This is a genomic window from Gammaproteobacteria bacterium (assembly GCA_035501935.1).
Classification (GTDB): domain Bacteria; phylum Pseudomonadota; class Gammaproteobacteria; order JAJPIJ01; family JAJPIJ01; genus JAJPIJ01.
The window spans coordinates 23,892-50,610 of the sequence record DATJVC010000032.1 but is presented as its reverse complement, the minus strand read 5'-3'; the positions used below and the strand labels follow the sequence as shown (position 1 = coordinate 50,610).

Sequence of the window (26,719 nt, the reverse complement as noted above, 5' to 3'; positions counted from 1 at the left end):
GCTGCGCGGCTGAGTCCGCGTACTCTTTCAGGAACAACCAGTGTCCGCGCTGACGCCCGCCGAGATCGTCGCCGAACTCGACAAACACATCATCGGCCAGGATGCCGCCAAACGCGCGGTGGCCATCGCGCTGCGCAACCGCTGGCGGCGATCCCAAGTGGAACCCGCGCTGCGCAATGAGATCATCCCCAAGAACATCCTCATGATCGGACCGACCGGCGTGGGCAAGACGGAGATCGCCCGGCGGCTCGCCAAGCTGGCCAATGCACCGTTCATCAAGGTGGAGGCCACCAAGTTCACAGAGGTGGGCTACGTCGGGCGCGATGTCGAATCCATCGTCCGCGATCTGGTCGATGCCGCCATCAAGATGACGCGCGAAGAGGCCATGAACAAGGTACGCGCGCAGGCCGCCGAGGCCGCCGAGGAACGCATTCTCAATACGCTGCTCCCGCGCCCGCGCGACACGCTGGTTGCCACCGGGCAGGCCGAGGAGGATGTGGTCACGCGCCAGCGGTTCCGCGCCATGCTGCGCGAGGGCAAGCTGGATGACAAGGAGATCACTGTCGAGGTCAGTCAGGCCAGCGTGGGCGTGGAGATCATGGCCCCGCCCGGCATGGAGGAACTCACCAGCCAGTTGCAGAACATGTTCCAGAATATCGGCGGCGGGCGCACCCGCAACCGCCGCCTGAAAATCCGCGAGGCGCGGAAGATATTGCTGGAGGAGGAGGCGGCCAAGCTCATCAACGAAGACGATATCAAGACCCACGCCCTTGCCGCCGTCGAGCAGCATGGCATTGTGTTCATCGATGAAATCGACAAGGTGGCGCGCCGCGGCGAGTACGCCGGCGCCGACGTGTCGCGCGAGGGCGTGCAGCGCGATTTATTGCCGCTGGTCGAGGGCTGCACGGTATCGACCAAATACGGCGTGGTGCGAACGGATCACGTCCTGTTCATTGCCTCCGGTGCGTTTCATCTCGCCAAACCCGCCGATCTGATCCCGGAATTACAGGGCCGTTTTCCCAACCGCGTCGAGTTGTCGTCACTGGGCACGGCTGATTTTGTCCGCATCCTCACCGAGCCGGATGCGTCGCTCACCCGGCAATACACGGCACTGCTCGCCACGGAGGGCGTGACGCTGAAATTCGCCCCCGAAGGGATTACACGCATCGCCGAGGTGGCCTCCCAGGTCAACGAGCGTTCGGAGAACATCGGCGCACGCCGCCTGCACACGGTCATGGAACGTTTGCTGGAAGATATTTCCTTCCAGCAGCCCGGCGAAGCCACCGTGAGCATCGATGCCGCCTATGTGGACAAACACCTGGGCGAGCTGGCCCGCGACGAAGACCTGGCCAAATATATTCTGTGATCCGCATGGACACACCCGCGCCCACGGAGATCAAACTGCATCAAAGTTCGCGCCTGCTGGAAATTGCCTACGACGACGGCCGGATATTCAAACTGCGTTGCGAACTGTTGCGGGTCTACTCGCCGTCGGCGGAGGTGCAGGGTCATGGGCCCGGTCAACGGGTGCTGCAGATGGCCAAGGAAAATGTGAACATCAAGGAAATACAACCGGTCGGCAATTATGCGGTGAAGCTCGTGTTCGACGATGGCCATGATACCGGTCTCTACACCTGGGATTATCTGCGCGAATTGGGCGAGCATCAGGACGCCTTGTGGCGGGAGTATCTTGATGCCCTGAAGGCGCAGGGGTATACACGCCAGTCCGAGGGAAGACGGTGACGGAATCTGTGGACTTTGGTTATCAGAAGGTCGATGCGACGGAAAAAACCGCGCGGGTCGGGCGGGTCTTCGCCTCGGTGGCGCCGAGCTATGACCTGATGAATGATTTGATGTCGGCCGGCCTGCATCGTTTGTGGAAAAATTATGCCGTGCGGGTCTGCGGCGCGCGTCCGGGTTGCCGGGCGCTGGACGTGGCCTGCGGCACCGGCGACATGTGCGCGCGGCTGGCGCGCGCGGTGGGCGGGAGCGGCCGTGTTATCGGCACCGACATCAATGCGGCGATGCTGGAACGAGGTCGCGATCGGCTCATGGATGAAGGCTGGTTCGACAGGGTTCAGTGCGTGCGCGCGGATGCGGAGGCGTTGCCGTTCGCTGCGCACAGTTTCGACGTGGTCACCATCGCCTTCGGGTTGCGCAATGTGACGTACAAGGAGCAGGCCCTGCGGTCGATGCGGCGGGTGCTGCGCCCCGGCGGCTGTCTCACCATCCTGGAATTTTCGCGGCCGGTCTCCGAGGGATTGCGGGGACTGTACGATGCCTATTCTTTCCGGGTGCTGCCGGCCTTGGGCGAACTGGTCGCCGGCGATCGCGACAGCTACCGGTATCTCGTTGAGTCGATTCGGCGACATCCGGATCAACGCGCGCTGGCTGCGATGATGGAAGTGGCGGGGTTCGCGCGCGTGGCCTGGAATAATCTCAGCGGCGGCATCGTCGCCGTGCATCGCGGCTGGCATTTATGACCTCCACATCGCCCCCGGAGCGCCTGCTGGCGATGCTGGAACGCGCCCTGCGTCACACGCTGGAATTCGATCCGGAGAGCGGCGCCGCGCTCAGGCAGTTGCAGGATCGCCGCATCGCCATTGAATTCATGGAGCTTGAACGCACGCTGCTGTTCGCCGTGACGCCTCAAGGACCTGTATTGAAGGCTGGTTCGCCGGAGCCCGTGCATGTGCGCCTGCGCGGGACGCTGCCGTCTTTTATCGGACTGCTGCAAAAAGGAACTGCAGCGGGCGCGGCGGGCGTTGAGATTCAGGGCGATTTGCAGACTGCGCAACAGTTGCAGGCGATCCTGAAGAACATGGACATAGACTGGGAGGAGATGCTGGCGCGCCGTCTCGGCGATGTGCCCGCGCATCAACTGACGCGTGTCACGCGTGGCGCCTGGCAATGGCTGCGCGGGCGTGCCCGTGCCTTCGCGCAGGATTTCTCGGAATATGGCCGGTTTGAAGCCGCGCTGTTGCCGGAGCGTGAGGAAGTGGAGGGTTTCAACACCGCCGTGGATCTGTTGCGCGCCGACACCGACCGCATGGCGGCGCGGGTCCGGAGGTTGCGCGAACGCACCGGGCCGGAGACGGGGACATGATCACGCCCGGGCAATTTTTCCGACTGTTCACCATTCAGCGCACGCTGATTCGCCACGGGGTGGATGAGATCATCTTCGCCACGCCGCTGCTCCGCTCCTTCCGGTTCCTGTTGTACCTGCTGCCGTGGAACTGGTGGCGGCACAAATACGCGCCCACCGCGGTGCGCCTGCGTCATGTGCTGGAGGAACTGGGGCCGATCTTCGTCAAGTTCGGGCAAATCCTCTCCACCCGGCGCGATCTGCTGCCGGATGACATCGCCGAGGAACTGGCCAAGCTCCAGGATCGCGTGCCGCCTTTTCCTGGCAGGGAGGCGCGTCGGCTGGTGGAAAAGGCCCATGGCCGCTCGTTGGAAGAGATGTTCGCAGAATTCGACGAGCAACCGCTCGCCTCGGCGTCCATCGCCCAAGTGCACGCCGCCCGCCTGCAGGACGGACGCGAGGTGGTGGTCAAGGTGGTGCGGCCCGGCATCCTCACCGTCATCCGGCGCGACATCGGGCTCATGTACATCCTGGCCAGGGCGCTCGAGAAATACTGGGGGCAGGGCCGGCGCCTGAAGCCGACCGGCGTCGTGGCGGAATTCGAAAAGACGCTGGTCGATGAGCTGGATTTGCTGCGCGAGGCCGCCAACGCCTCGCAGCTGCGCCGCAATTTTGCCAATGCCGAGGCGATCTACGTGCCGGAGGTGCACTGGGAGCTGACGCTGCGGGAGGTGCTGGTGATGGAGCGGGTCTCCGGCATCCGTGTCGACGATGTGGCCTCGCTCAAAGCGGCGGGGGTGAACCTGCAGTGGCTGGCGGAGTCGGGCGTGGAAATATTTTTCACCCAGGTGTTCCGCGATCATTTTTTCCACGCCGACATGCATCCCGGCAATTTGTTCGTGCAGCCGCTGGCGGGCGGCCGTGCCCGCTTCGTGCCGGTGGATTTCGGCATCATGGGCAGTTTGAGCGATTTCGATCAACGTTATCTGGCCGAGAACTTCCTCGCCTTCATGAACCGCGACTACCGCCGCGTCGCCCAGCTGCACGTGGAGTCAGGATGGGTGCCGCGCGACACGCGGGTGGACGATTTCGAGTTCGCCATCCGCACGGTGTGCGAGCCCATCTTCGATCGGCCCATCCGTACCATCTCTGTCGGCCATCTGTTGCTGCGGTTGTTCCAGACCGCCCAACGTTTTCACATGAAAATCCTGCCGCAACTGCTGTTGTTGCAGAAGACGCTGGTCAATGTCGAGGGCGTCGGCCGGCAGCTGTACCCCGATCTGGACCTGTGGGCCGCGGCGCGGCCATCGCTGGAACGCTGGCTGCATGAGCGCGTGAGCTGGCGCAAGTTCATGAGCGCCCTGCGCGAGCACGCCCCGTCATGGATGGAGCGCCTTCCGGAATTGCCGGGCCTGGCCATCGAGGCCATGGACAGGATCAAGAGCGGCCGCTGGGACGAGGCCAGCCAGAAGGAGTTGCAGCAGTTGCGCCAGGATCTCGTTCACGCGCAACGGCAGACGAGATGGGTGATACTGGGTGCGGCGCTCCTGCTCGGTGTCGCCACATTGCTGTCCGGCGGGGCGCTCTTGCCCGGCAGGACATTGCTGCTGCTGGCGCTGGCCGTCGCGGGGATGGTGCTGGTGATCGCCGCCCTGCGCGGCGACTAGTTTGTTGTCTCCAAACCTTGCGGAGTTTCTGAAATTAATCAGCGGGAGAGGGCGTGCTCGACCTCGTCGCGCTTGGTCCGGCCCGCGAGTTTTTCGATCAACATCAGGGCGAAATCCATCGCCGTGCCCGGCCCGCGCGATGTGATGACGACGCCATCGCAGACGACGGCCTCGCTCGTTTTTGTCAGGCCCGGTGCTGTCAGATTATCCATGATGCCGGGATAGGCCGTGGCGCGTTTGTGATCCAGCAGCCCGGCGGAGGCGAGGGCCTTGGGCGCGGCGCAGATGGCGGCGACGAATCTACCGCGCTCACTGGTGGCTTTAAGCGCCGCGCGCAGACGCGCATCGCGATCGAGATGATCGGCGCCCGGCATGCCGCCCGGCAGTACGATCATGTCGTATTCCCGCTTGAGCGCGGCCTCCAGCGTGGTGTCGGGGATCAGGGTGACGCCGCGGCTGGCATGCACCGGCTTATCGTCGAGACCGGCGGTGACCACGGTGATCTGCGCACGCCGCAGTAGATCGATGATGGTGACTGCTTCTAGTTCTTCGCAACCCTGGGCGAGTGGGACGAGGACGACTGCCATGTGACCTCTGGGAGCGATTGCCGGGCGAGCAGATCGTGCAATGCAACGAGCTGGACGCCATATTGTGGAAGGGTGGGCAGCATTTCGGCCAGCACCGCCAGCGTTTCCGGTTTCGGATGGCCGATGGCCAGCGCCGTACCGCGGTGTTTGGCCGTTTCGATGAGGCTCAGGAACTGACGGCGGATCGCCATACGATCCGATTCGTTATCAAGGAATACGTCGCGATTCAGATGCGGGACGCCTTCCACCGCCGCCGTCTGTCCCGCCACGGTGCGCCCGGTGGTGCGGCTGTCAACGAAGAACAAACCGCCGTGGGTTTTAATTGCCTGCATCAGCCAGCCCATGGCTTGCGGGTCGGCGGTGAGCACGCTGCCTTCGTGATTGTTGACGCCCACGGCCTGTGGCACGGAGGCGAAATCAGAATTGAGGGTCGCTTCCAGCTCGCCCTGACTCATGCGCTCGAAAAGTGCGCCGGGACCCAGGAGATTGTTTTTATGCTCGGCCTCCATCGGCAGGTGCAGCAGGATTTCCTTGCCGCCGGCCATCGCGCGCTGTAGCAGTTCCTGATTACCGGACAGATGCGGAAAAAAGGAATAAGCCAGCGGTCCCGGCAGCGACAACGCCTCCCGGCACTCGGCCATGCGGTAGCCCATGTCATCAATGATGATGCCGATGGCGGGCAATGCCTGCTCGGCGCGCAGCGGCGCCGGCATGCCTCCACCGATCAGGGCGCTGCAGAACATCAATAAAGAACCGTGGACAGAAAAACGCATAATCAGCCGTGCGCGCCCGCACGTTCCTTCAGCAAGGCCATGCCCTTGAGCATGTTTAGTGCTTCGTGCAACTCATAATCGCTGCTCTGTGCCGCCTCCATGCCGGGCTTGGCTGCCTGTACTGGTGCTGACGATTTACCGTTGTCTTCCTGATTGATGAGGTGTCCGGACAAGTCCTTTTCCTTGACGGTGTTGGCGATTTCCTCCTGGACATCCGCGATCCTGGCCGGTTTGATGACGATGTCCGGCGTGATGCCCTGGGCCTGGATGGAGCGCCCCGACGGCGTGTAATAGAGCGCCGTGGTCAGTTTCAGGGCGGCGCCGTTGTTCATGGGCAGGATGGTCTGCACCGAGCCCTTGCCGAAGCTCTGGCTGCCCATGATCACCGCGCGCTGACTGTCCTGCAGCGCGCCGGCGACGATCTCGGAGGCGGAGGCGGAGCCGCCGTTGATCAGCACGACCATGGGCGCGCCATTCAATAGATCACCCGGCTTGGCGGAGAATTCCAGTTGCGAATCCTGCACGCGCCCCTCGGTGTAGACGATCTTGCCCGACTCCATGAAGGCATCGCAGACCTCAACGGCTTCGGTCAGCACGCCGCCGGGATCATTGCGCAAATCCATGACCAAACCCTTGAGGGCGCCCTTGTTTTCGCGCTGAAGGCGTTCCATCGTGGAGCGCAGATCGGCGCCGGTGTGGGCCTGGAAGTGGGCGATGCGCACGTAGGCGAAACCGGGCTCCAGCAGGTTGCCCTTGACACTCGCCACCTTGATGACGTCGCGCTTGATGGTAATGGGCAGCGGCTTGTCCTGCCCCTGCCGCACGATGGTCAGCGTCAATTCCGTGCCGGGACGGCCGCGCAGCAGATTAACGACGTCGTTCATGTTCATGCCCTTGGTCGGCGTATCGTTGATCTTGATGATGATGTCGCCGGCCTGGATGCCGGCCTTCTGCGCCGGCGTGTCGTCGATCGGGGCAATGACCTTTATGATGCCGTCGTCGACGCCGATTTCTATCCCCAGGCCGCCGAACTCGCCGCTGGTGCCTTCCTGCAGGTTTTTGTATTCCTCCGGATCGAGGTAGGCCGAGTGGGGATCCAGTCCGTTGAGCAGGCCGCGAATCGAATTTTCGATGAGCGTCTTGTCCGTGACCGGCTCGACGTAATCGCTTTTAATCTTGGCATAGACCTCGGTATACACGCGCAAATCATCAATCGGCAGGCCTTCCTGTGACGGTGTTGCGGGTGAGGCGGCCGGCGCCGCCGCTGGCTCAGGCTCGTCCGCGCCACGGCTGAGCGGCGTGACAAAAAGAAACGCCAGCGTCAACGCTGACATCCGAACAATTGATGTGGGCAACCTGTTGTTCATTGACAGTTCCAACGTACTTTATATTTTGTTTGCCAAACACGGCCCGTATTCCGCCACCGGGCCGGCGGTCGCTCTCATTTCAGTTCACGGGAATGAATGAAAAAGCGGAAGTGCAAGCATAGCCTTCCCGCCCGAAGCCTGACAAGTTGCATGGCCGATGTACCTGGCCGGAGTTGATCAGGCATGGCTGGAACATGAATTAATTCACGAAATCCAGAAATAAATGCCAAAATGAGACATATTGCATGGATAAACGCCCGTCTTGGACCAGAATTCTACTAAAAGCAGCGAGAAACGTTCATTATCGGATTTGAATTACCTAGGGAAGAGGGATTCTCTGCCAAATACTGTAGCTTAAGCAGAGCGGTGATTATGAACCTGGGGGATCTGAGGCGGCAGGGCGTACTCATATTCACGTTGCTGGCGGCAGCGTGGCTGGCCCCCACTGTGGTACACGCAGCGATCGCGTTCCGCGCCGCCTCGCAGGGAGGCGTTGACGCAGTCACGACCATCACCCGCGTCGCACAGACCACCGGCACCAGCACCACCACTTCAATCACCATCAACAAGCCGGGTGGCACGGCGGTCAACGATGTGATGATCGCCCAGATCGCGCTCAAGGGCGTGGTCGCCACTGTTACGCCGCCGGCAGTCGGGTGGAACCTCATCGATCAGCGGTCCACTTCAACAGCAGGCGGCCAGATAACACAGGCGGTGTACTGGCGCCGCGTGGCCGCCGGTGAGCCCGCCAATTACACCTGGTCGTGGACCGGTGCGCGGAACGCGGCGGGCGGCATCACCGCCTACCGTGGGGTGGACGCGAGTGGATCGCCGATCGACGTCTTCGGTGCCGTTACCAGAAATAACAATGCCACCATTACGCTTCCGAACGTCACGACCACCACGCCGAGTGCGATGCTGGTGGCGCTGCTGGGTTCCTCGCGCGCCAGCACCCACTCCACGGCCACGGGCATGGCCGAACACTACGATGTCAATGTGGGCACAACCACTGCCGGCGTCACGGTGTCGGAGGACGACCAGACCCTGGCCGCCGCAGGGGCCTCTGGCGCCAAGACCTCCACCATTGCCGCTGGTGCCGCGGACAATATCGCGCATCTGGTCGCGCTGCGGGCCGATGGGAATACATTGACAATCAATGTCCCTGCGGGAACGGCAGTAAATGACGTGATGATCGCCAGCGTGGTGGTCCGTCCCTGCAGCAATGCCGCACTGCCTTGCACGGTGACGATAACGGCGAACCCTGATTGGACATTGGTCGAGTCTCAACTACAACCCGGCGGCGGTGGAACGGGCGGCAATGGCCTGCAGTTGTTTGTGTATCAGCGCGTGGTCGACGGGACGGAGCCCGCCAGCTATACGTGGACCTTCGGCGGCTCACCGGTCCACGCGGGCGCGGCCGGCGGCATCGTGAGTTTCTCCGGCGTGGACACCACGAATCCGATCGTGGCCGATGCGGGGCAATTGACGGCATCGAGCACCTCCCATGCGGCGCCATCGATTAATGTCGGCACCGTCGCCAATACCATGCTGGTCAGCACGTATGCAGTCAACTCATCGCCGACATGGACACCGCCCGCGGGCATGACCGAGCGGGCCGATGTCGCATCGTTGACACCGAACAACGACCTCGGCGTAGGCATGGAAATGGATACGCAACTAAATGCGACCACGGGCGCGACGGGGACGCGCACCGCGACGTGGACCGCCCCCACACCCGCCGCCGATACCGGCGCCACGGACATGCTCGCACTACGGCCGGGGAGTGTGATCACTCAGTTCGCCATCAACATCGGTGCGGCCTCGGCGAGCACTTGCGCGGCAAAAAGCATCACCATCAGTGCAATCGACGCGGTCGGCAACGTCATCACCAGCTACACCGGCACGATCAACATCACGACCTCGTCAGGTCACGGCGACTGGTCCGCCGTGAGTGCCAATGGGACATTGAACAACGGCGCGGCGGACGATGGCGTGGCGGCCTACACCTTTGTCGCCAGCGACAACGGCGTGATCACTCTGGGGCTGACCGATACCCATGCCGACGACACCACGGTGAGCGTGGTCGACAGCATCGTTCCAGCCACATTGTCAACATCGGCGACCATCAATTTCCGTGACAACGTGTTCGTGATTACCAATGATCCGATCCAGGTTGCCGGCCGCAATCAAGCGATGGCCGTGGCGCTGTGGACCAAGGATGCATCCACCGGCAACTGCGCAATCAATACCCTCTACACCGGGGCAAAAACGCTCGACGCCTGGATCACGCGCGACGCGCAGGACCCGGGCGGCGCGGCGCCGACCATCGGTGCACTGAGCCTGCCGGGCGCCGCGCCAGCTTCGAATCCGGCGTCGAACAATCTCACGCTCACGTTTACCAATGGACAGGCAAATTTCAATTTATCCACGACCGACGTCGGCAAGTACGTGTTGAACATCCGCGACGACACGCGCGCGTTTGCCAGCGCCGTGGACATCAGCGGCGCCTCGAACTCGATCACGACGCGACCGTTTGCGCTGGTCGTGAACGCAATCAAAAGCGGGGCGACCAACAATCCCGCCGGCACGGCGACCGGCGGCAGCAAGTTCGTTGCGGCCGGCACCGGTTTCCAGGCAACGGTGGGTGCCTATTTATGGAGTGCAGCGGCGGATGCCAATAACGACGGCGTGCCGGATGCGGGGGCGACGCTGGCGCAGATCACCGCCAATGGACTGACGCCCAAATACGCCTGGGCAACGGCGCTTTCCGCGGCGAATCCGTATACGCCCGCGGCCGGGACGCTGGCCGCGTTGAACAACGGCGCGCTCACCGCCGGCGCTTTCGCTGGCGGCAGCGCGACGCCAAACACCCTCAGCTACAACGAAGTCGGCAGCTTCACAATGAGCGTGAGCGCGACCAGCTTCCTCAACACGGCCGGGGTCGATCTGACGAGCGCGAACGGGCTTGCGATCGTGTTTGACAATGGCGCCACACCGGCGCGCAACGGCGTGGTCGGGCGCTTCTTTCCGGATCACTTTACGCTGACCGCAAGCGGGGTGACGCCGGCGTGCGCCGCCGGCGGCTTCACCTACATGGATCAGCCCGCTCTGGGCTACAGTTTCACGATCGAAGCGCGAAATCTTTCGAACGCGAAGACCGCCAATTACATCAACAGTCCCGCCTACAATACGGGCACAGTGTCGATACTGGCGGAAAACAACGACAACGGCACCGATCTCAGTTCACGCGTGTCCGCACCTGCGGGCTCCTGGACAACGGGTACCTACAGTTTTACCACCACGATCGCTACCTTCGGCAGGCAGGCTTCAGGTGCACCGGATGGTCCCTACGATGTACTGCAGCTTGGGGTCAAGGTGACTGATGCCGATGGCGCGGTGCTCACCGGCCTTAACATGAATCCCGCCACCAGCGGCGCCTGCGCGGCGGCCTGTACCGGTGTGGCCATAGGCGGGGGGACCACCAAGGTGCGCTACGGCCGGGTCACGCTTACCGGCGCCGTCGGCTCGGAATTGCTAGCGTTGCCAGTACCGTTGCAAGTGGAATATTACAACGGCAGCGGTTTCGTCGGTAAAAGCGCAACCAATCTGGATGGCTGCACGTCGATCACCACGGCCATGCTGACGCCTTCAGCCGGTACTATCGCGAGTGTTCCCATAGGCGGTGGCACGACCAGCGGCACGATCGCGAACAATCCCGTATCGCAGGGCGACGCCGGCTTGAGTTTCAGCGCCCCGGGGGCGGGCAATGTCGGCGATTTCACCCTGCAGCTTGGTCTCGGCGCCCTGCCGTGGCTCCGCTATGACTGGGATGGCAACGGTGTTTATAATGACGACCCACCCGCGGCGCGCATCAGCTTCGGGACCTACGGCGGCTCCGGACGACAGATCTATATCCGCGAACCGTGGTGATATCACAATAAAAATCGTCAGCTTGGAATCATCTTCCCATCACTGACGATTCATTCACGGGTGACGAACCCGGGCAGTTTTCCCGTATTGCATTTGCTTTGGTGATTTGCCGATGAAATCGATCGTTGCGATCTATTGGCTGAAGATTCTCCGGGTCACTGCACTGTTGGCCGGGCTGGCTTTGGTCCTGGTATGGAGCAGTTTCGCAAATGCCGTGACCCAGACGAGAGGTCCCGGCGCCACGGGAAATTGTACTGACGACAACAGCATCGGGACGTTGACCTGGACCAACCCTGGTAACGCCTTCTCCAGCAATAATGTTTACGCAACGCGGACCGTGGATGGCACCACGAGCCACTACATCAAATGCCTGAACTATGGATTCACGATTCCCGCCACTGCAACAATTCTCGGCATCACGGTCAATGTCGAACGCAAATCCTCCAGTACGGCCAATGGCGGCAGCTTTGATGCCGCAATGCGGATCGTCCAGGGCGGCACCATCGGCACCAGCGACCGTTCCACCACGACCCAATACACCACCGCTGATGTTACTGAAGCGCATGGCGGCGCCACCGATCTGTGGGGATTGACCTGGACGCCCGCAGACATCAACGCCGCCAACTTCGGCGCGGCGTTTGCGGCGACAAAACCCAGTTCTGCCGGGGGATCTCATACGGTCAGCGTCGATTTCATTGAAATCACCGTTGATTACACAACCGACACGATCCCCCCCACGGTTTCCTCGATCACCCGGGTCTCAGCAAATCCGACCAACGCCGCCAGCGTGCAGTGGACCGTGACCTTCAGCGAGGGTGTGACGGGAGTGGATGCCAGCGCCTTCACGCTGGCGGCCAGCGGACTCAGCGGCGCATTTATCAGCGATGTGACGGGCAGCGGCGCCACCTGGACGATCACGGCCAACACCGGTATAGGCTCGGGCACGCTGGGATTGAATCAAACCAGCGCCGGGTCGGTTGCTGATCTGGCCGGCAACGCGCTCAGCGGCACCTTCACCGGGGAGGTCTATACCATCAGCGCCACACCGGCCCTGGTCGAGTACCACATGGATGAGACCGGCTGGGCCGGGACCGCCGGTGAAGTTGCCGACAGTTCAGGCAGCGGTTTGAACGCCACCGCCGCCAACTCGGCGACCACCACCAATGCCTCGCCGGCAATTGCCGGCGATCCAGGCACCTGTCGCTATGGGATATTCGACAACGGCGGCACCATTACCCAGGGTTACGTCGCGGTGCCGGTCGGCTTCCCAAACCTGACCGCCGATTTCACCATCACCGCCTGGATCAGAACAACCAACAACACCTTTACCGGGCAGCGTATTTTCATCGACGATCAGAACAACACGGGCGGTTATGGATTCAGTCTGGCCGATGGTGCTGCGGGACGGCTTAGGTTTTTCTCTCGTAGCATTGCCCCGATCAGTCTCGATTCCACATTTACCATTGCGAACAATACCTGGTATTTCGTGGCTGCCGTGGCGGACATCAACAACCAGATACGGACCATCTATGTCTACAATTCCGCGGGAGTGCTTCAGAACAGCACCAGCGACGCCGCCGCGTTCACCGGTACCTGGGGAACCGACGCCGGGCCACCGTCGATCGGTGGGGAAACCAACGCCTCGGCCGAAGCGACGTCAGGGTTCCATTTTCACGGCAATATCGATGAGTTGCGGGTATTTCAAAAGGTCCTGAGCCAGAATGCACTGGCCGCCATGGCCAGACAGACCCATCCCTGCACTCTCACGCCCGATCATTTCGCAATCACTCATTCCGGAACGGGGGTGACCTGTCAGGCGGTGCCTATCACCATCACCGCGCACGACGCTGCGCACGCCCTGTTCCCGATGGCCGCCGGCACGGTCGTCAATCTTTCAACCTCCACTGCGCACGGCGACTGGTCGCTGGTCAGCGGTGCGGGCACGCTGACCAACTCGGGAAACGGTGTGGCACAGTATGTTTCCGGTGCCGAGAGCAGTTTCGTGCTGAATCTGAAGGACACTTTCGCTGAAACCACCAACATCAATATCCTCTCTGGCGCCGTCACAGAGAGAACCGGCACCGCCAGTGCGGATGTTCCGTTCGATCCGGATTTGGTGATGGTGACTTCCGGGTTCCAGTTCGTGGATAACGCCGGGGTGGCCACCATAGGCGCGCAACTGGCGGGCAAGGCGTCCAACGCCGCGCCCGGGGCGCAAACGCTGTACTTGCAGGCCATACGCACCGACACGAATACGGGTGCCTGTGCCGCTGTATTCAACGGCAACGTCAGCGTTGACCTGGCCTCGGAATGCCAGAACCCAACCGCGTGCGCGGGACGCCAGGTCAGCATCAACGGGACGGCCATCGCCGCCAATAACAATGGCGCCGTATCGACGTATACGTCGGTGCCCGCAGCGACGCTCAACTTCGGCACCAATAGCGGGCTCATTTCAACCGCACCGATAGCGCTTAATTATCCGGATGTGGGGCAGATAAAGTTATACGCGCGGTACAACATACCCCGTGATACCACACCCTCGACCTTGTCCGGCAATTACATGATGGGCAACTCCAATTCATTCGTGGTCAAGCCGGGAGGATTCGCGTTGTCCGGTATCCAGCAGACGGCGGCCCCCAACACCGCGAATCCCGCCGCGACCGATGCCACCGGCGCCAAATTCGTCAAGGCGGGGGAGAGTTTCAGCGCGACCGTCACCGCGACCACCATCGACGGCGTGACGGCCACGCCGAATTACGGCAAGGAAGTCACGCCGGAAGGCGTCAAGCTCACCGCCAATCTGGTCGCGCCTGCGGGTGGCGCCATACCCGCGCTGGCGAACCCGACCGCATTCGGCGCGTTCAGCAGCGGCGTGGCCACCGGCACGACCTTCAATTGGGGCGAGGTCGGGATCATCACGCTGACGCCGAGTGTAGGCGATGGCGATTATCTCGGCGCTGGCGATGCAACCGGCACGGCCAGCGGCAATGTCGGTCGCTTTTACCCCGCCGACTTCAACGTGAATTACAACGCGCCGCAATTCACTACGGGATGTGCGACCGGTAACTTCACATATCTCGATCAGCCATTCACGTACTTAACAGCGCCGGTACTGACGGTGACGGCACGCAACCTGAGCGGAACGACAACGACGAACTACCGCGGCACCTCGCCCGCCGCGCAGGCCTTTTTCAAGCTGACCAACAGCAGCCTTACACCCTCGACCCAGTCGGCACGTTACGCCGCCGCAACCGGCACGCTGAATGTCTCGGCGCTTCCGGATCCCGTCATCGGGCCCGACCCCGTGATCGTCGCCAATGGTAACGGCACCGGAACGCTCACCTTCAGTTCTACCGGTGGACTCAAGTTCACGCGCGCCGCCGCGCCCGCGGCGCCGTTCAATGCCGATATCGCACTGTCGGTCAACGTGATCGACACGGACTCTGTTGCATACGTCGGCAATCCCGCGAAATTCGGCCAGGCCACCGCCGGCAATGGCATCGCCTTCAGCGCCGGCAAGGAAATGCGCTTTGGCCGGGCCACACTCGCCAACGCCTTGGGTTCGGAATTACTGGCGTTGCCGGTGCCGCTGCACACCGAGTATTACAACGGCAGTGGTTTCGTCACCAACACCCAAGACGGTTGCATACAGATCACTTCGGCCATGCTGACGCCCTCTGCCGGTACCTTCGCCAGTGTACCTGTGGGTGGTGGCACGACCACCGGCACGATCGCGAACAATCCCGTATTGGCGGGCGATGCCGGTCTGAGTTTTAGCGCCCCGGGAACGGGCAACGTCGGTGATTTCACCCTTCAGGCCACCTTGGGCGCCCTGCCGTGGCTGCGCTACGACTGGGATGGCAACGGTGTCAATGACAACGATCCACCGCCGGCGCGCATCAGTTTCGGCACCTATTCCGGCTCAAAGCGCCAGATCTATATCCGCGAACCCTGGTGATATCATCCTGAAAACAATCGGGTTGTGGTTATCTCCAAGATCCAGGGTCTATTGTTCACCATCGGTAAAGGTACCTGCCTGCACTCGACATAACGGCGCGTGGCTTACGACACGCTGCAGCGCAGCGACGACCTTCACGGCGTCGCCCCCCCATAATCTGAAAAAACATCATTGACAATAATGGGTTAGTATGAAATTCTAAAGCTGGAATCACAGAAATTATAAGCAGTATCCAACACGAGAAGCAGGGGGGGCATCGGGTGGGGCTATTCAAAAAGTCGCTGCGCAGAAATGTCCTTTTGGCGGTTTGCCCGAACGAAGAGGGCATCGCCGTGGCCCAAGTGCGGCGGGAAAAGGGAAGATCGCCAACGCTCGAATACTGTGAGTATCTGCAATCCCCCAACATACACGTTCAAAATGATCAGTTAAAAAATCTGGTAAAAAATAAGCACCTGGAGCAAATAGAGTGCACCAGTGCCTTGGAATTGGGCGCTTACAGCCTCCTGCTGACGGAGGCGGCAGAGGTCCCCGCCAATGAGCTACGCAATGCCATGCGCTGGCGGGTGCGCGAGCTGATCGATTTTCCCGCGGATGACGCGGTCATCGATGTGTTCGATGTGCCGCCGCAGAAGAAAGGCGGCAACCGCATGGTCTACGTCGTCGCGGCGCGCACCCCCTTCGTCAAGCAGCGCGTCGACCAGTTGCTGGAGGCGGGGCTGAAACTGGACGTCGTCGACATCCCGGAATTGTGCTTTCGCAATATCGCCAGTCTGCTGCCGGAGGACGCCGGGGGGGTGGCCTTTATCTGCCTCGCCCGCCAGCGCGGCATGCTGACGTTGACCCATCAGGGGACGCTTTATTTCTCGCGGCGCCTGCAAACCGGGGCCGAAATACTCTGGCGCGATAACGCAGCAATCCGGCGCGATGACGCCGATGAATTCACCGCCGAGATCAAGGAATGGCTGGATTCGATAGTCATCGAACTCCAGCGTTCCCTCGACTACTATGAAAGCAATTTTTCGGTGCCGCCCATCGCTGGCGTCGTGGTGGCGCCGCTCGGCAAAAAAGTCCGCGGGATAGCGGAGTATCTCTCCTCGCAACTTGGCCTGAAGTGCCGCGTGCTTGATCTGAATGATCTCATCGATTGCCCCAGGCCCGTGCCCGAGCTGGCACAGGTGCTTTGCCTGCCGGCCCTGGGCGCGGCGTTGCGCAGCGAGACGGATGCCGCATGAAACAGCAGATCAATCTGTTTCAATCGCAGTTCCGCAAGCAGCGCAGGCTGCTGACGGCCGCCTTCATGACGCGCATGCTGCTGGTACTCGCCGGCGCGCTGGCCGGCGTGTACGGCTGGCAATTCTGGGAGACCCGCATGTTGCAAGTGCAGCTCATAGACCTGCAGAATCAGGCGCAGGCCGTGAAGCAAAAACTGGCGGAGACCCAGGCCAAATTTCCCGAGCGGCAGAAGGACAAGCGGCTGGAAGAGGAACTGCAGCAATTGCAGAAGGAACTGGATGACGATCAATATGTGGTACAGGCGCTGCAAGCCGGCGATTACGGCGATCGCAACGGGTTCTCTCCGTATTTTGAGGCCTTGTCGAGACAGCATGTGGAGGGCACCTGGCTGCGACGCATAGAGATTACTGAGGGCGGCAGGCAGATTGGCCTGGAAGGCCATGCGCTTGAACCTGAATTGGTGCCGCTTTACGTCCAGCGCCTGAGTCAGGAGAGGATTTTCAACGGCAAGTCGTTCAGCGAACTGGAGTTGAAACGGCCGGCAGATCAAACGGCCGTGCGCGTGGACTTTTCGCTGTTTACCCAATCCCATGCGGCTCAGGGGGGCAAGAAAAATGGCTAATGTCGCGCAGACCATGGCCAGGATCGACGCGTTGCCGGGACGGGAGCGCGCGTTGCTGTTCGGCGCCGCCGCCTTGCTGTTGGCATGGTTGTGGGATGTAGCGCTGTGGCAGCCGCTGTCCCAGCAGCGGGTGCAGGCCATGGAGAACATTACCCAGACGCAGAACGACATCGTCTCGGCGGAGCAGCAGGCGAGCGACATTGAGAAACGCGGCATTGTCGATCCGGACGCCGACAACAAAAGCCGGATGGCGCAGTTGCGCGCGCAGATTGACGAAGTCCGGCAGCAACTGGCTCAGGACGGATCGCAACTGGTCCCGCCGGAGAAGATGGCCGAGGTTTTGCAGACGATGATATCGAAATCCGGCAAGCTGAGTCTGATCGCACTCAACAGTCTGGGTACCTCACCGCTGGGGCCGGCTGCATTGTTGTCGCCGCCAGCGAATGCGCAACCCGGAACGACAAACCCGGCGCCTGCCGCCCCGCCCGCGGTGGCCTACCGGCACGGCCTGCGCTTGGAATTTTCCGGTCCTTACCTCGATATGCTGGAATATCTGCGGACGTTGGAATCTCTGCCTTGGAAGTTCCTGTGGGGCGCCGTGGAGTATGAAGTCAGTGAATATCCACAAGCCAAGGGAGCCATTATAGTATATACCGTGAGTCTAGCCCCGGCGTGGATCGGCACATGAATCACTCTCATTCCCCATCGCTTCTTGGAATTCTCATCGCGGGCCTGGTGTGGCCGTCATATGCCGCCCCGCTGGTCGATCCGACGAAGCCGCCGGATTTCAAAACCGTCGCACCGGCGGCGGCGTCGACGGAGATTGCCGAGGAGGTCACCAATTTCCGCTTGAACGCCGTGAAGGTGGGTGCAAAATTGCGCTGGGCCATCATAAATAGCGAACGCGTGGAGGAGGGTGACAAGATTGGGCCGGCACAGGTTCTTCGGATTCAACCGGACCGGGTGCTGATCGATTACAACGGCCAGAAGATCACCCTGTCGCTGCTGTCCAATGACGTAAAAACCCCATCGCATGCCGCTCATACACGAGGCAAGCAACCATGAGGACAAGCACCGTGCTGCATCGATCACTGCCCGCGATGTTGGTCATGTTGTTCATTGCCGGCTGTGACAACCTGCCGCCGCTCAAGAACACGCTGGACAAGATACAACAGGAAATACCCGCGCCTACGAAATCGGAGGCCAAGAAATCACCGACACCCGTTCCGGCCGACGTTTCCGCCGCGCTGCTGCCTTCCATCAGCCTCAATGCGCCGGCGATGCCCAAGATTGCCGACGAGCAGCACTTCGACATCTCGGTCAATGAAGTGCCCGCCAATCAGTTCTTTATGAGCCTGGTCGATGGGACGAAGTACAACATGGTCGTGCACCCCGAGGTCACCGGCAACATCACCCTCAATCTAAAGAACGCCACCATTCCGGAGGTGCTGGAGGCGGCGCGCGACGTCTACGGCTATGAATTCCTGCGGACGGATTACGGTTTCGAGGTGCTGCCGGCGCGCTTGGAGGCTCGCGTGTATCAGATCAACTACCTCAACGTTAGCCGCCGTGGCGAATCCTCGACCTTCGTGAGTTCCGGCACCCTCCAAACGGTCAATGGCGCAGGCCAGAACCAGTCACAACAAACGGGCGGCGGTTATGGCAGCCCCGTGACTTCAGACTCATCAAACAGCCGGCGTGCGGTGGTGGGGACGGAGATCAGCACCGTGCAACCGGAAACGTCATTCTGGAAGGAGTTGCAGAACGCCGTGCAGGCCATTGTGGGAACGAATCCCGGCCGCAGTGTCGTGGTCAATCCGGAATCCGGTGTCGTCGTGGTGCGGGCGTTGCCGAATGAGCTGCGCGAAGTCGAGACGTTCCTGCGCGCCACCCAGCTGGTCACCCAGCGGCAGGTGATCCTCGAGGCCAAGGTGCTGGAAGTGCAGTTGAACGAGGGCTATCAGACCGGCATCAACTGGGGTGCCCTGAGCGGCGATTTCGCCGCCTTCCAGACGGGTGGCGGTTCAAATTTGAATCCGTCGAACGCCACGGGCCTGAATTCAACCGCGGGAACCAATACCTTGATTTCACCGGGCAAGGCCGCGGTGACGAGTGCGCTGACCCAGGCGTTTGGCGGAGTGTTTGCGCTGGCGGTCAACAGCAGCAACTTTCAGGCCTTCGTCGAATTGCTGAAAACCCAGGGCAACGTGCAGGTGCTCTCCAGTCCGCGCGTTTCCACCATGAACAACCAGAAGGCGCTGATCAAGGTGGGCACGGATCAATTCTTCGTGACCAACATCTCCACCACGACCGTGACCGGCACCGCAACGACCTCCACGCCGAACATCGAACTGACGCCGTTCTTCTCCGGCATCGCACTGGACGTCACGCCCCAGATCAGTGAACAGGGCGACGTTACGCTCCACATCCATCCTTCGGTAAGCGTCGTCGCCGAGGATCAGCGGACGTTCAGCGTCGGCGGCGTCACCCAGCAATTCCCGCTGGCGAAGACCACGGTGCGTGAGTCCGATAGCGTCGTCCGCGCCAAGAGCGGGCAGATGGTTGTCATCGGCGGCCTGATGCAGGACAGTACCAACGATAATGATGCGGAGACGCCCAAACTGGGGGATCTCCCGGTCATCGGGGCCTTTTTCGGCCACAAGCGCCAGGCCACCCTCAAGAGCGAGTTGGTCATCCTGCTGCGGCCCATCGTCGTGGAGGGCGAGGATGACTGGATGAACGCCGCAAACGAATCCAAGGCCAGCTTCCAGCGCATGCGCGAGCAACTCGACAAATGGACTGAACACCGCCAGGACCCGGCCGCTCCCTACGGGACCACGACACCTTGATCGTACCGGCCTAAAGGCAGCCTGGTATGTACCTCGAGTTTTTTGGCTTTCGCGAATTGCCGTTCTCCATCACGCCGGACACGGCGTTTTTCATGAGCCGCGCCGGCTATCAGGACGCCCTCAATGTGCTGCTCGTCGCGCTGCGCAGCGGCGAGGGCTTCGTCAAGGTCACCGGCGAGGTGGGCACGGGCAAGACCCTGTTATGCCGCACGCTGATGAACCGGCTGGGCCCGGAATACCTGACGGCCTATATCCCGAACCCCTACCTCAAACCGATGGCGCTGTTTCTGTCGCTTGCCGATGAATTGCAGATCCCATATGCCAGCAACGTCGATCAGCACGATTTCATGAAACGGCTGTATCAGGCGCTGCATGATTTTCACCGTGCCGGCAAACGCGTGGTGGTTTGCCTGGATGAGGTGCAGGCCATGCCGGTCGAGACGCTGGAGACGTTGCGTTTGCTGACCAATCTGGAGACGGAGAAAAGCAAGCTTCTGCAAGTGGTGCTTTTCGGCCAGCCGGAGCTGGATCGGGTGCTGGAAAACCCCTCGATCCGCCAGCTGCGCCAGCGGATCACCTTTTCCTTTCATCTGCTGCCTTTGAACCGTGCGGGCCTGGATCAGTACGTGCGTCACCGTCTGGCGGTCGCGGGATACCATGGCCCGGAATTATTCACCTGCCATGCGCTCGATCTCCTGTATGGCGCCAGCGGCGGCATCCCGCGGCTGGTCAATATCCTCGCCAACAAGGCATTGATGGCCGCCTTCGGCCGCGGCGAGCGGCTGGTGGACAGGGCACATGTGCTGCCCGCCATTGATGATACCGCTGACGCCAGGCGGTGGGCGCAGATCCAAAAACCGCGCATCGGTCAGCGCATCTTCCGCTGGTTGTATGGCGCCAAGGGGGCGATGGCGCTGGCGGCGCTGCTGCTGACCGGCCTGCATATCGAGTTGCTCAGGAACATGCTGTCATGAGCCTGGTCAATCAAGTGCTCACCGATCTTGAAGAAAGGCGCGGCGGCGCCCTGTCGCCGACCGCGCAAGTCACCCTGGCAGGCTTGGCTGCGGCGGAACGCCCCGCTGTTCTCCAAGAATCGCAACCCGCCACCCGAACGGCCCTGCTCTTGCTGCTGTTGTTTGCCAGCGCATTGCTGGCCTGGCGGGAGAACGTTCTGCAACGGTTATTCCATATTCCCGTCTTCTCAGCGGAGAAAATGATCGCGGTCACAAAACCGTCACCGCCAAATGCGCCCATTGAGAGCACCTCCGGAGCCGGTGAGGGCACTCCTCTCCGTGATTCGACGGATGTACAACCCCAATCCCCGCCCTTGGCGGCGGTACCGGCCGCAGTCGATCCCACTGTGGCGGACTCCGGAACATCGGCCTCGACCGATGTCCCCGAACTCTTGCAATTGGCCGCCAGGAAGGAAGACAACGGGGTTGCGCTCTGGTTGCATCTTTCCTCGCCGGTTGAGTACACCCTGGAGACCGATCCAAAAGGCGGAGCCACGTTGCGGCTCGCCAATGTCAGGTTGCGCGAGGGCTACCTGCAGGCCTTCGATGGAGACGGGCTGATACACGATGTTCAGGTGCGACACGGGGACGGTGGGGATGTGTCCGTACGCTTTTACCTCCGCCCGGGCGTGAGCACGGGGAAGGTGGAGGTCACGCCGGCGGATGGAGGCGGCTATCAGCTGATAGTGCACTGCGACAACACCGGGATTGCCCCGCTTGTCGCTCCGACCACGCCCGGACCAGGTGTTTCCCCACAACGACTTGCCGATGCGCCGGCTCACGCCGCGGCGAAAATTCATGCGGATCAGCCGAAGGAACCCGCACCGGCGCCTGAAAACAAGCGCGGACGCCCGCACAAAGGGGCATCTGCGCGCGCTGACCGTGCCGACACCGCCAGTGGCGGGCGCGAAATGGTTGAAAGCGAGCGGCCCGGTGATTTCCGCATGATTCCACACGTGCCCGCGCCGCCAGACCGCAAGACCGAACTGTACCAGTCGGCGGTGTCCGCGCTGCGCGGCGGGGATCGCGCGCGGGCGTTGTCATTGGGCAGGCAGGCCATGGACGCCGATCCCCCGGCCGTTGCGCCCAGGGTGCTGGTGGCGACGCTGTTGATGGAGGACAGACATGCGGCGGAAGCGCGCGCGCAGTTGGAGGCGGGTTTGAGTCAGGCGCCCGGGAACCGCGATTACAAGCTGCTCTATGCGCGCCTGTTGTCGGAAACCGGCGAGATCGGCAAGGCGATTGATTTGCTGGCGCATGACGCGCCGGCCCCCGCGAGCGACCCCGACTATCATGCATTGCTTGCCGCCCTGATGCAGCGTGCCGGACGTCACAATGACGCCATCGTTTCCTACCGCCGCCTGCTTTCCGTGCAGCCGCAAAACGGCCTGTGGTGGATGGGTTTGGGGATATCACTGTCGGCGTCCGGCCAGCGCCAGCAGGCGCGAGACGCGTTCACCCATGCCCTGACGGATCAGAGCCTTCCCGGCCGGTTGCGGCAGTTCCTCAACGATCAACTTCAACAATTGCAAGGAGCCAGCACGTAAATGGCGCAACGGCGAAAAATCCGTCTCGGTGAACTGCTTGTCGAGAACAGGGTCATTACCATTCAGCAACTGGAGGCGGCGCTGGAGGAACAAAAAAAGAGCAGACAAAAGCTCGGCCGCATTCTCATCGACAAAGGCTATATCAACGAAGACCAGTTGGTGCAATTCCTCTCCAAGCAGATCAGCAACCCATTCCCGTTCGTCGATCTGGCGCATTACAAGCTGGATCCGGAAGTGGCCAAGCTGATTCCGGAAATTCACGCCCGCCGTTTGCGCGCGGTGGCGTTGAAGGTCGATGCGAACGGCGTCATGGTGGGCATGTCCGACCCCACCAATATTTTCGCCTTCGATGAGTTGACCCTGCTGCTTGGCAAGCCTGTGAATCTCGCCGTGGTACGCGAGGCGGATCTGCTCAAGACCATCGACGCGGTATACCGGCGCACCGAGCAGATCACCGGGTTTGCGCAGGAACTGAAACAGGAATTGGGTGTCGGCGATATCACTCAGGAACTGGTCGCCACCAACGTCGCCGATGCGCCGGTGGTCAAGTTGCTGCAGACCCTGTTTGAGGACGCCCTGCAGATCAAGGCCTCCGACATACATATCGAGCCGGACGAGACCGTGTTGCGCATACGCCAGCGCGTGGACGGCGTCCTGCAGGAACACGTGCTCAATGAAAAACGCATCGCCGCCTCACTGGTGCTGCGTCTGAAGCTGATAGCGGGTCTCGATATATCGGAAAAACGCCTGCCGCAGGACGGGCGCTTTTCCATAAAGGTCAGGGGCCGCGTTGTCGACGTGCGTATCTCCACCATGCCGGTACAACACGGCGAATCGGTGGTCATGCGCCTGCTGGATCAGACCCAGGGCGTATTGAACCTCGATCAACTGGGGATGCCGGAGGAAATGCGCGAGCGCTTCAAACGAATCATCTCGCGCCCGCACGGCATGGTATTGGTTACCGGCCCCACCGGCAGCGGCAAGACGACCACCCTCTATTCCGCCCTGCAACTGCTGAATTTGCCGGAGAACAAGATCATCACCGTCGAAGACCCCGTGGAATACCGCCTGCCCCGCGTCAACCAGGTGCAGGTGCACACCAACATCGGGCTGACTTTCGCGCGCGTCCTACGCTCGGCCCTGCGCCAGGATCCGGACATCATCCTGGTCGGCGAGATGCGCGACGAGGAAACCGCGCAGATCGGCCTGCGTGCGGCCATGACCGGCCATCTGGTGCTGTCCACACTGCACACCAATGACGCGGTAAGCACCGTCAACCGCCTGCTCGATATGGGCATCGCCGGCTATCTGCTCGTCTCGGCCTTGAATGCCATCCTGGCGCAACGACTGGTGCGGCGGATATGCACGAGCTGTAGTCAGTCCGCGCCGCTTTCACCGCAAGCGCAGGCCTGGCTGCAGGCCAAGACCGGCACCCAGCATGTGCATGCGAAATTCATGCGTGGCGCGGGTTGCCACCACTGCAACAACACCGGCTACTCCGGACGCGTCGGCGTCTATGAACTGCTGGAGTTGACGGAGCAGACGGGCATGATACTTTCCCGTGGCGACAGCGCCACCTTCGCCCTTCATGCCAGACGCGCCGCCGGGTATCGTCCGTTGGAAATAATGGCGCTGGACTACGCCATCAATGGCATCACCACCATCGATGAAGTCATGCGCGTTTCGGCGGACACCGCTGGCCCCGAGCTTGAAGAGCCAGTGGCTGCAGCTGCAGCCAAACAGCAAGTGAATTCCGATGCCTAACTACCGTTACCGCGCCCGCAACCGCCTGGGCGAGATCATCGAAGGCCGGGTCGAGGCGGCCAATACGGGCGCCGTCGCGGCTCAGTTGATCAATGGCGATGTCACACCCATAGAGATCATCGAAGCGGCAAAACAGACGAGTTTCTTGGACTGGCAACTCGTCAAGGAGCAACCCACGCTGACGGACCTGATTCTTTTTGCCCGCCAGCTTTACGCACTGTTAAGGGCCGGTGTGCCCATCAATCAGGCCATGACCGGGCTGGTGCGCTCCACCCGTAATCCCGGATTGGTGGAGGTGCTCAGAGATGTGCAGACCCATATCGAATCGGGTCGTGAACTGTCCGCCTGTCTGGCGCTGCACCCGAAGGTATTCAGCACGCTGTTTGTTTCGATAATCCGCATAGGCGAGAAAACGGGCCGGCTTGATGATTCCTTGTTGCAGTTGGCGCAGTATCTGGACCTTGAAAAAGACACCCGCGAACGGGTCAAGGCCGCGCTGCGATATCCCGCCATGGTCATTGTTGCCATTGGAGTTGCCATCGGTATTCTTAATGTTCTGGTCATACCGAAATTCGCCGAGTTGTTTGCCCGCGCGAATGTTGAATTACCGCTGCCCACGCGCATTCTGATCGGTACGTCCAATATCTTTGTCCACTATTGGCCGGCCATGATCATCGTCATTCTGGCGGCGGCGGTCATGGCGCGCTCATGGGTGGCCACGGAGCAGGGCCGCCTGGTTTGGGATCGCATGAAATTGCGGCTACCAGTGGTGGGTGACATCCTGACGCGCGCCGCACTGGGCCGTTTCGCCCGCGCGCTGTCGATGGCGTTGAAAGCGGGGGTGCCTCTTATCCAGTCACTCAACGTCGTGGCGCGCGCGGTGGACAATACCTATATAGGCAGTCACATTTTGAGCATGCGCACCGGCGTGGAACGTGGCGACACCCTCAGTCACACGGCGACGCTCACCGGCATTTTCTCGCCGCTGGTCATCCAGATGCTGATGGTCGGCGAGGATACCGGCGCGATCGATCAGTTGATGGAGGAAGTGGCCGGGTTTTATGAGCGCGAGGTCGACTACGACATCAAGAACCTGAGCCAGACCATCGAACCTATCCTAATTGTATGCTTGGGCTGCATGGTGCTGATTCTGGCGCTCGGCATCTTCCTGCCGATGTGGGATCTGGCGGCGGTCAAACTGAGACACTGATGTCACTGGAAACGGCCGTCCTCAGCCGCAATCTTGGCAGGTTTGAAACGGCGTTGGTCGTCATCTTGACGAGTATATTGGCAACGGTCTTTTACCACAGGGTGCAGCGGTTGGAAGCCGATATGGATCATGCAGCCATCGATCTGATGATCAATCAAGTCAGTACGCAACTGCTCATCTTTGAGAGCGAGCTGACCATGACCGGGAAAACCGGCCAACTGGCGGAATACGATGGGCGTAACCCCTTTGAGCGCATATTCAGTGCGCCGCCCAATTACGCCGGCGAGATCGACGGCGATCGGCCCACCCTCATGGCGCCGGGGCATTGGTATTTCGACAAGAAGAACGGACAGATCATCTACCGTGTGGTCAACGACCGGTACTTCAAAGGCGGCCTGCCAGGCCCCGGCCGTATTCGAATCCGCTTGAGCCTGAAATATGAGGACGTCAATGGCAACGGCCGTTATGACGCTGGGGTGGACCAGATTCAAGGGCTGGTTTTAAAGAAGCTGGATCGCTATGAATGGACAGAAAAGTGAGAAGAAATTGGGGTTTTCCGCAGTGCGCAAAACTGGGCATTTGGAGCAATTTCGTTCTAAACTTGTGCTAGGATTACTTATTGAAGAAAGGAGAAAATGCATGAAATCTGAACAACAAGGGTTCACCATGATTGAATTGGTCACGGTCATCGTGATACTCGGCATACTTGCCGCCTTTGCTTTGCCGCGGTTTGCGGGACTGGAGGAACAAGCGCGCATTGCGGCCGTAAACGGCATGGCAGGAGGTGTCAGGGCCGGTGCGGCATTGGCGCATGCGGCCCAGCTCGCCCAGGGCAAAAGCTCGGGCCAAGCGGTCACCATGGAAGGTAACTCTGTGGCCATGACGTTCGGCTATCCCACCGCTGCCGTAGGGGGTATTGACGCTACTCTTCAAAGTACAACTGGCTTTACCGCCGCTGGCACGAGGTACTATTACATCAACAGCGCGTCCGTGACGGCCAACTGTAGAGTGACATATACAGCAGCAGCGAGCCTCGGCGCAGCGCCGGGTATTGCCGCCACTGTTACAAATTGTAAATAGCCAAAAAATAATGGCTGCCGCCCACGCACCCGAC

The 26,719-nt window shown here is 61.1% G+C and carries 21 protein-coding genes; 18 read left to right on the top strand and 3 right to left on the bottom strand.

Annotation, left to right across the window (positions count from 1 at the left end):
* Positions 1–40: 40 nt before the first annotated feature.
* Genes hslU through ubiB form a run of 5 tightly spaced genes read left to right on the top strand, consistent with a single transcriptional unit; the run spans position 41 to position 4,752 of the window.
* A complete protein-coding gene (hslU, locus tag VMH34_08730; GenBank protein ID HTT08858.1) occupies positions 41–1,366 on the top strand; it encodes an ATP-dependent protease ATPase subunit HslU in 1,326 nt (441 codons plus the stop codon).
* 5 nt (positions 1,367–1,371) lie between these two features.
* A complete protein-coding gene (locus VMH34_08725; protein HTT08857.1) occupies positions 1,372–1,743 on the top strand; it encodes a DUF971 domain-containing protein in 372 nt (123 codons plus the stop codon).
* Positions 1,740–2,483, top strand: a complete 744-nt coding sequence (ubiE, locus tag VMH34_08720) for a bifunctional demethylmenaquinone methyltransferase/2-methoxy-6-polyprenyl-1,4-benzoquinol methylase UbiE (protein ID HTT08856.1) — start codon at positions 1,740–1,742, stop codon at positions 2,481–2,483. Before VMH34_08725 ends, ubiE begins: the two co-directional genes overlap by 4 nt.
* Positions 2,480–3,106, top strand: coding sequence for an SCP2 sterol-binding domain-containing protein (locus tag VMH34_08715; GenBank protein ID HTT08855.1), 627 nt, complete (start codon positions 2,480–2,482; stop codon positions 3,104–3,106). Before ubiE ends, VMH34_08715 begins: the two co-directional genes overlap by 4 nt.
* The gene (ubiB, locus tag VMH34_08710; GenBank protein ID HTT08854.1) at positions 3,103–4,752 is read left to right on the top strand and encodes a ubiquinone biosynthesis regulatory protein kinase UbiB; all 1,650 of its coding nucleotides are present in this window, start codon (positions 3,103–3,105) and stop codon (positions 4,750–4,752) included. Before VMH34_08715 ends, ubiB begins: the two co-directional genes overlap by 4 nt.
* 38 nt (positions 4,753–4,790) lie before the next feature.
* Here the strand turns inward: ubiB and VMH34_08705 are convergent, their stop codons facing one another.
* Genes VMH34_08705 through VMH34_08695 form a run of 3 tightly spaced genes read right to left on the bottom strand, consistent with a single transcriptional unit; the run spans position 4,791 to position 7,446 of the window.
* Positions 4,791–5,339: a DJ-1 family glyoxalase III gene (locus VMH34_08705; GenBank protein ID HTT08853.1), complete on the bottom strand. Its 549-nt coding sequence runs from the start codon at positions 5,337–5,339 to the stop codon at positions 4,791–4,793.
* Positions 5,294–6,082 (bottom strand): divergent polysaccharide deacetylase family protein, encoded by a 789-nt coding sequence (locus VMH34_08700; protein HTT08852.1) that lies wholly within the window; start codon positions 6,080–6,082, stop codon positions 5,294–5,296. The genes VMH34_08705 and VMH34_08700 overlap by 46 nt, the downstream gene beginning before the upstream one ends.
* 32 nt (positions 6,083–6,114) lie before the next feature.
* A complete protein-coding gene (locus VMH34_08695; protein HTT08851.1) occupies positions 6,115–7,446 on the bottom strand; it encodes a S41 family peptidase in 1,332 nt (443 codons plus the stop codon).
* 405 nt (positions 7,447–7,851) lie between these two features.
* Here VMH34_08695 and VMH34_08690 point away from each other — a divergent pair, with 405 nt between their 5' ends.
* The 13 genes from VMH34_08690 (at position 7,852) to VMH34_08630 (ending at position 26,685) form a co-directional block, all read left to right on the top strand.
* The gene (locus VMH34_08690) at positions 7,852–11,409 is read left to right on the top strand and encodes a DUF6701 domain-containing protein (GenBank protein HTT08850.1); all 3,558 of its coding nucleotides are present in this window, start codon (positions 7,852–7,854) and stop codon (positions 11,407–11,409) included.
* 112 nt (positions 11,410–11,521) lie between these two features.
* Positions 11,522–15,367, top strand: coding sequence for a DUF6701 domain-containing protein (locus VMH34_08685; protein HTT08849.1), 3,846 nt, complete (start codon positions 11,522–11,524; stop codon positions 15,365–15,367).
* Between the two features lie 479 nt (positions 15,368–15,846).
* Positions 15,847–16,599: a pilus assembly protein PilM gene (gene pilM, locus VMH34_08680; GenBank protein HTT08848.1), complete on the top strand. Its 753-nt coding sequence runs from the start codon at positions 15,847–15,849 to the stop codon at positions 16,597–16,599.
* Entirely contained in the window at positions 16,596–17,222 is a 627-nt protein-coding gene (locus VMH34_08675) for a PilN domain-containing protein (GenBank protein ID HTT08847.1), read from the top strand. Before pilM ends, VMH34_08675 begins: the two co-directional genes overlap by 4 nt.
* Positions 17,215–17,910 carry a type II secretion system protein GspM gene (gspM, locus tag VMH34_08670; protein HTT08846.1) on the top strand — a complete coding sequence of 232 codons (696 nt, stop codon included), beginning with the start codon at positions 17,215–17,217 and terminating at the stop codon, positions 17,908–17,910. Before VMH34_08675 ends, gspM begins: the two co-directional genes overlap by 8 nt.
* Positions 17,907–18,287 (top strand): general secretion pathway protein GspB, encoded by a 381-nt coding sequence (locus VMH34_08665; GenBank protein ID HTT08845.1) that lies wholly within the window; start codon positions 17,907–17,909, stop codon positions 18,285–18,287. Before gspM ends, VMH34_08665 begins: the two co-directional genes overlap by 4 nt.
* Entirely contained in the window at positions 18,284–20,071 is a 1,788-nt protein-coding gene (mshL, locus tag VMH34_08660) for a pilus (MSHA type) biogenesis protein MshL (protein ID HTT08844.1), read from the top strand. Before VMH34_08665 ends, mshL begins: the two co-directional genes overlap by 4 nt.
* A 26-nt stretch (positions 20,072–20,097) precedes the next feature.
* Positions 20,098–21,045, top strand: a complete 948-nt coding sequence (locus VMH34_08655; protein ID HTT08843.1) for an AAA family ATPase — start codon at positions 20,098–20,100, stop codon at positions 21,043–21,045.
* On the top strand, positions 21,042–22,631 hold the full coding sequence (locus tag VMH34_08650; GenBank protein ID HTT08842.1) for a tetratricopeptide repeat protein: 1,590 nt from the start codon (positions 21,042–21,044) through the stop codon (positions 22,629–22,631). The genes VMH34_08655 and VMH34_08650 overlap by 4 nt, the downstream gene beginning before the upstream one ends.
* On the top strand, positions 22,632–24,395 hold the full coding sequence (locus tag VMH34_08645) for a GspE/PulE family protein (protein ID HTT08841.1): 1,764 nt from the start codon (positions 22,632–22,634) through the stop codon (positions 24,393–24,395).
* The gene (locus VMH34_08640) at positions 24,388–25,605 is read left to right on the top strand and encodes a type II secretion system F family protein (protein ID HTT08840.1); all 1,218 of its coding nucleotides are present in this window, start codon (positions 24,388–24,390) and stop codon (positions 25,603–25,605) included. Before VMH34_08645 ends, VMH34_08640 begins: the two co-directional genes overlap by 8 nt.
* Entirely contained in the window at positions 25,605–26,144 is a 540-nt protein-coding gene (locus VMH34_08635) for a hypothetical protein (protein HTT08839.1), read from the top strand. Before VMH34_08640 ends, VMH34_08635 begins: the two co-directional genes overlap by 1 nt.
* Positions 26,125–26,685, top strand: a complete 561-nt coding sequence (locus VMH34_08630; protein HTT08838.1) for a type II secretion system protein — start codon at positions 26,125–26,127, stop codon at positions 26,683–26,685. The genes VMH34_08635 and VMH34_08630 overlap by 20 nt, the downstream gene beginning before the upstream one ends.
* Positions 26,686–26,719: the final 34 nt, after the last annotated feature.

Coding starts and splice junctions, on each gene's coding strand:
- VMH34_08725 (HTT08857.1), top strand. CDS start 1,372: ATGGACACACCCGCGCCCACGGAGATCAAACTGCATCAAAGTTCGCGC.
- VMH34_08715 (HTT08855.1), top strand. CDS start 2,480: ATGACCTCCACATCGCCCCCGGAGCGCCTGCTGGCGATGCTGGAACGC.
- ubiB (HTT08854.1), top strand. CDS start 3,103: ATGATCACGCCCGGGCAATTTTTCCGACTGTTCACCATTCAGCGCACG.
- VMH34_08705 (HTT08853.1), bottom strand. CDS start 5,339: ATGGCAGTCGTCCTCGTCCCACTCGCCCAGGGTTGCGAAGAACTAGAA.
- VMH34_08700 (HTT08852.1), bottom strand. CDS start 6,082: ATGTTCTGCAGCGCCCTGATCGGTGGAGGCATGCCGGCGCCGCTGCGC.
- VMH34_08695 (HTT08851.1), bottom strand. CDS start 7,446: ATGTCAGCGTTGACGCTGGCGTTTCTTTTTGTCACGCCGCTCAGCCGT.
- VMH34_08690 (HTT08850.1), top strand. CDS start 7,852: ATGAACCTGGGGGATCTGAGGCGGCAGGGCGTACTCATATTCACGTTG.
- VMH34_08685 (HTT08849.1), top strand. CDS start 11,522: ATGAAATCGATCGTTGCGATCTATTGGCTGAAGATTCTCCGGGTCACT.
- VMH34_08675 (HTT08847.1), top strand. CDS start 16,596: ATGAAACAGCAGATCAATCTGTTTCAATCGCAGTTCCGCAAGCAGCGC.
- gspM (HTT08846.1), top strand. CDS start 17,215: ATGGCTAATGTCGCGCAGACCATGGCCAGGATCGACGCGTTGCCGGGA.
- VMH34_08665 (HTT08845.1), top strand. CDS start 17,907: ATGAATCACTCTCATTCCCCATCGCTTCTTGGAATTCTCATCGCGGGC.
- mshL (HTT08844.1), top strand. CDS start 18,284: ATGAGGACAAGCACCGTGCTGCATCGATCACTGCCCGCGATGTTGGTC.
- VMH34_08655 (HTT08843.1), top strand. CDS start 20,098: ATGTACCTCGAGTTTTTTGGCTTTCGCGAATTGCCGTTCTCCATCACG.
- VMH34_08650 (HTT08842.1), top strand. CDS start 21,042: ATGAGCCTGGTCAATCAAGTGCTCACCGATCTTGAAGAAAGGCGCGGC.
- VMH34_08645 (HTT08841.1), top strand. CDS start 22,632: ATGGCGCAACGGCGAAAAATCCGTCTCGGTGAACTGCTTGTCGAGAAC.
- VMH34_08640 (HTT08840.1), top strand. CDS start 24,388: ATGCCTAACTACCGTTACCGCGCCCGCAACCGCCTGGGCGAGATCATC.
- VMH34_08635 (HTT08839.1), top strand. CDS start 25,605: ATGTCACTGGAAACGGCCGTCCTCAGCCGCAATCTTGGCAGGTTTGAA.
- VMH34_08630 (HTT08838.1), top strand. CDS start 26,125: ATGAATGGACAGAAAAGTGAGAAGAAATTGGGGTTTTCCGCAGTGCGC.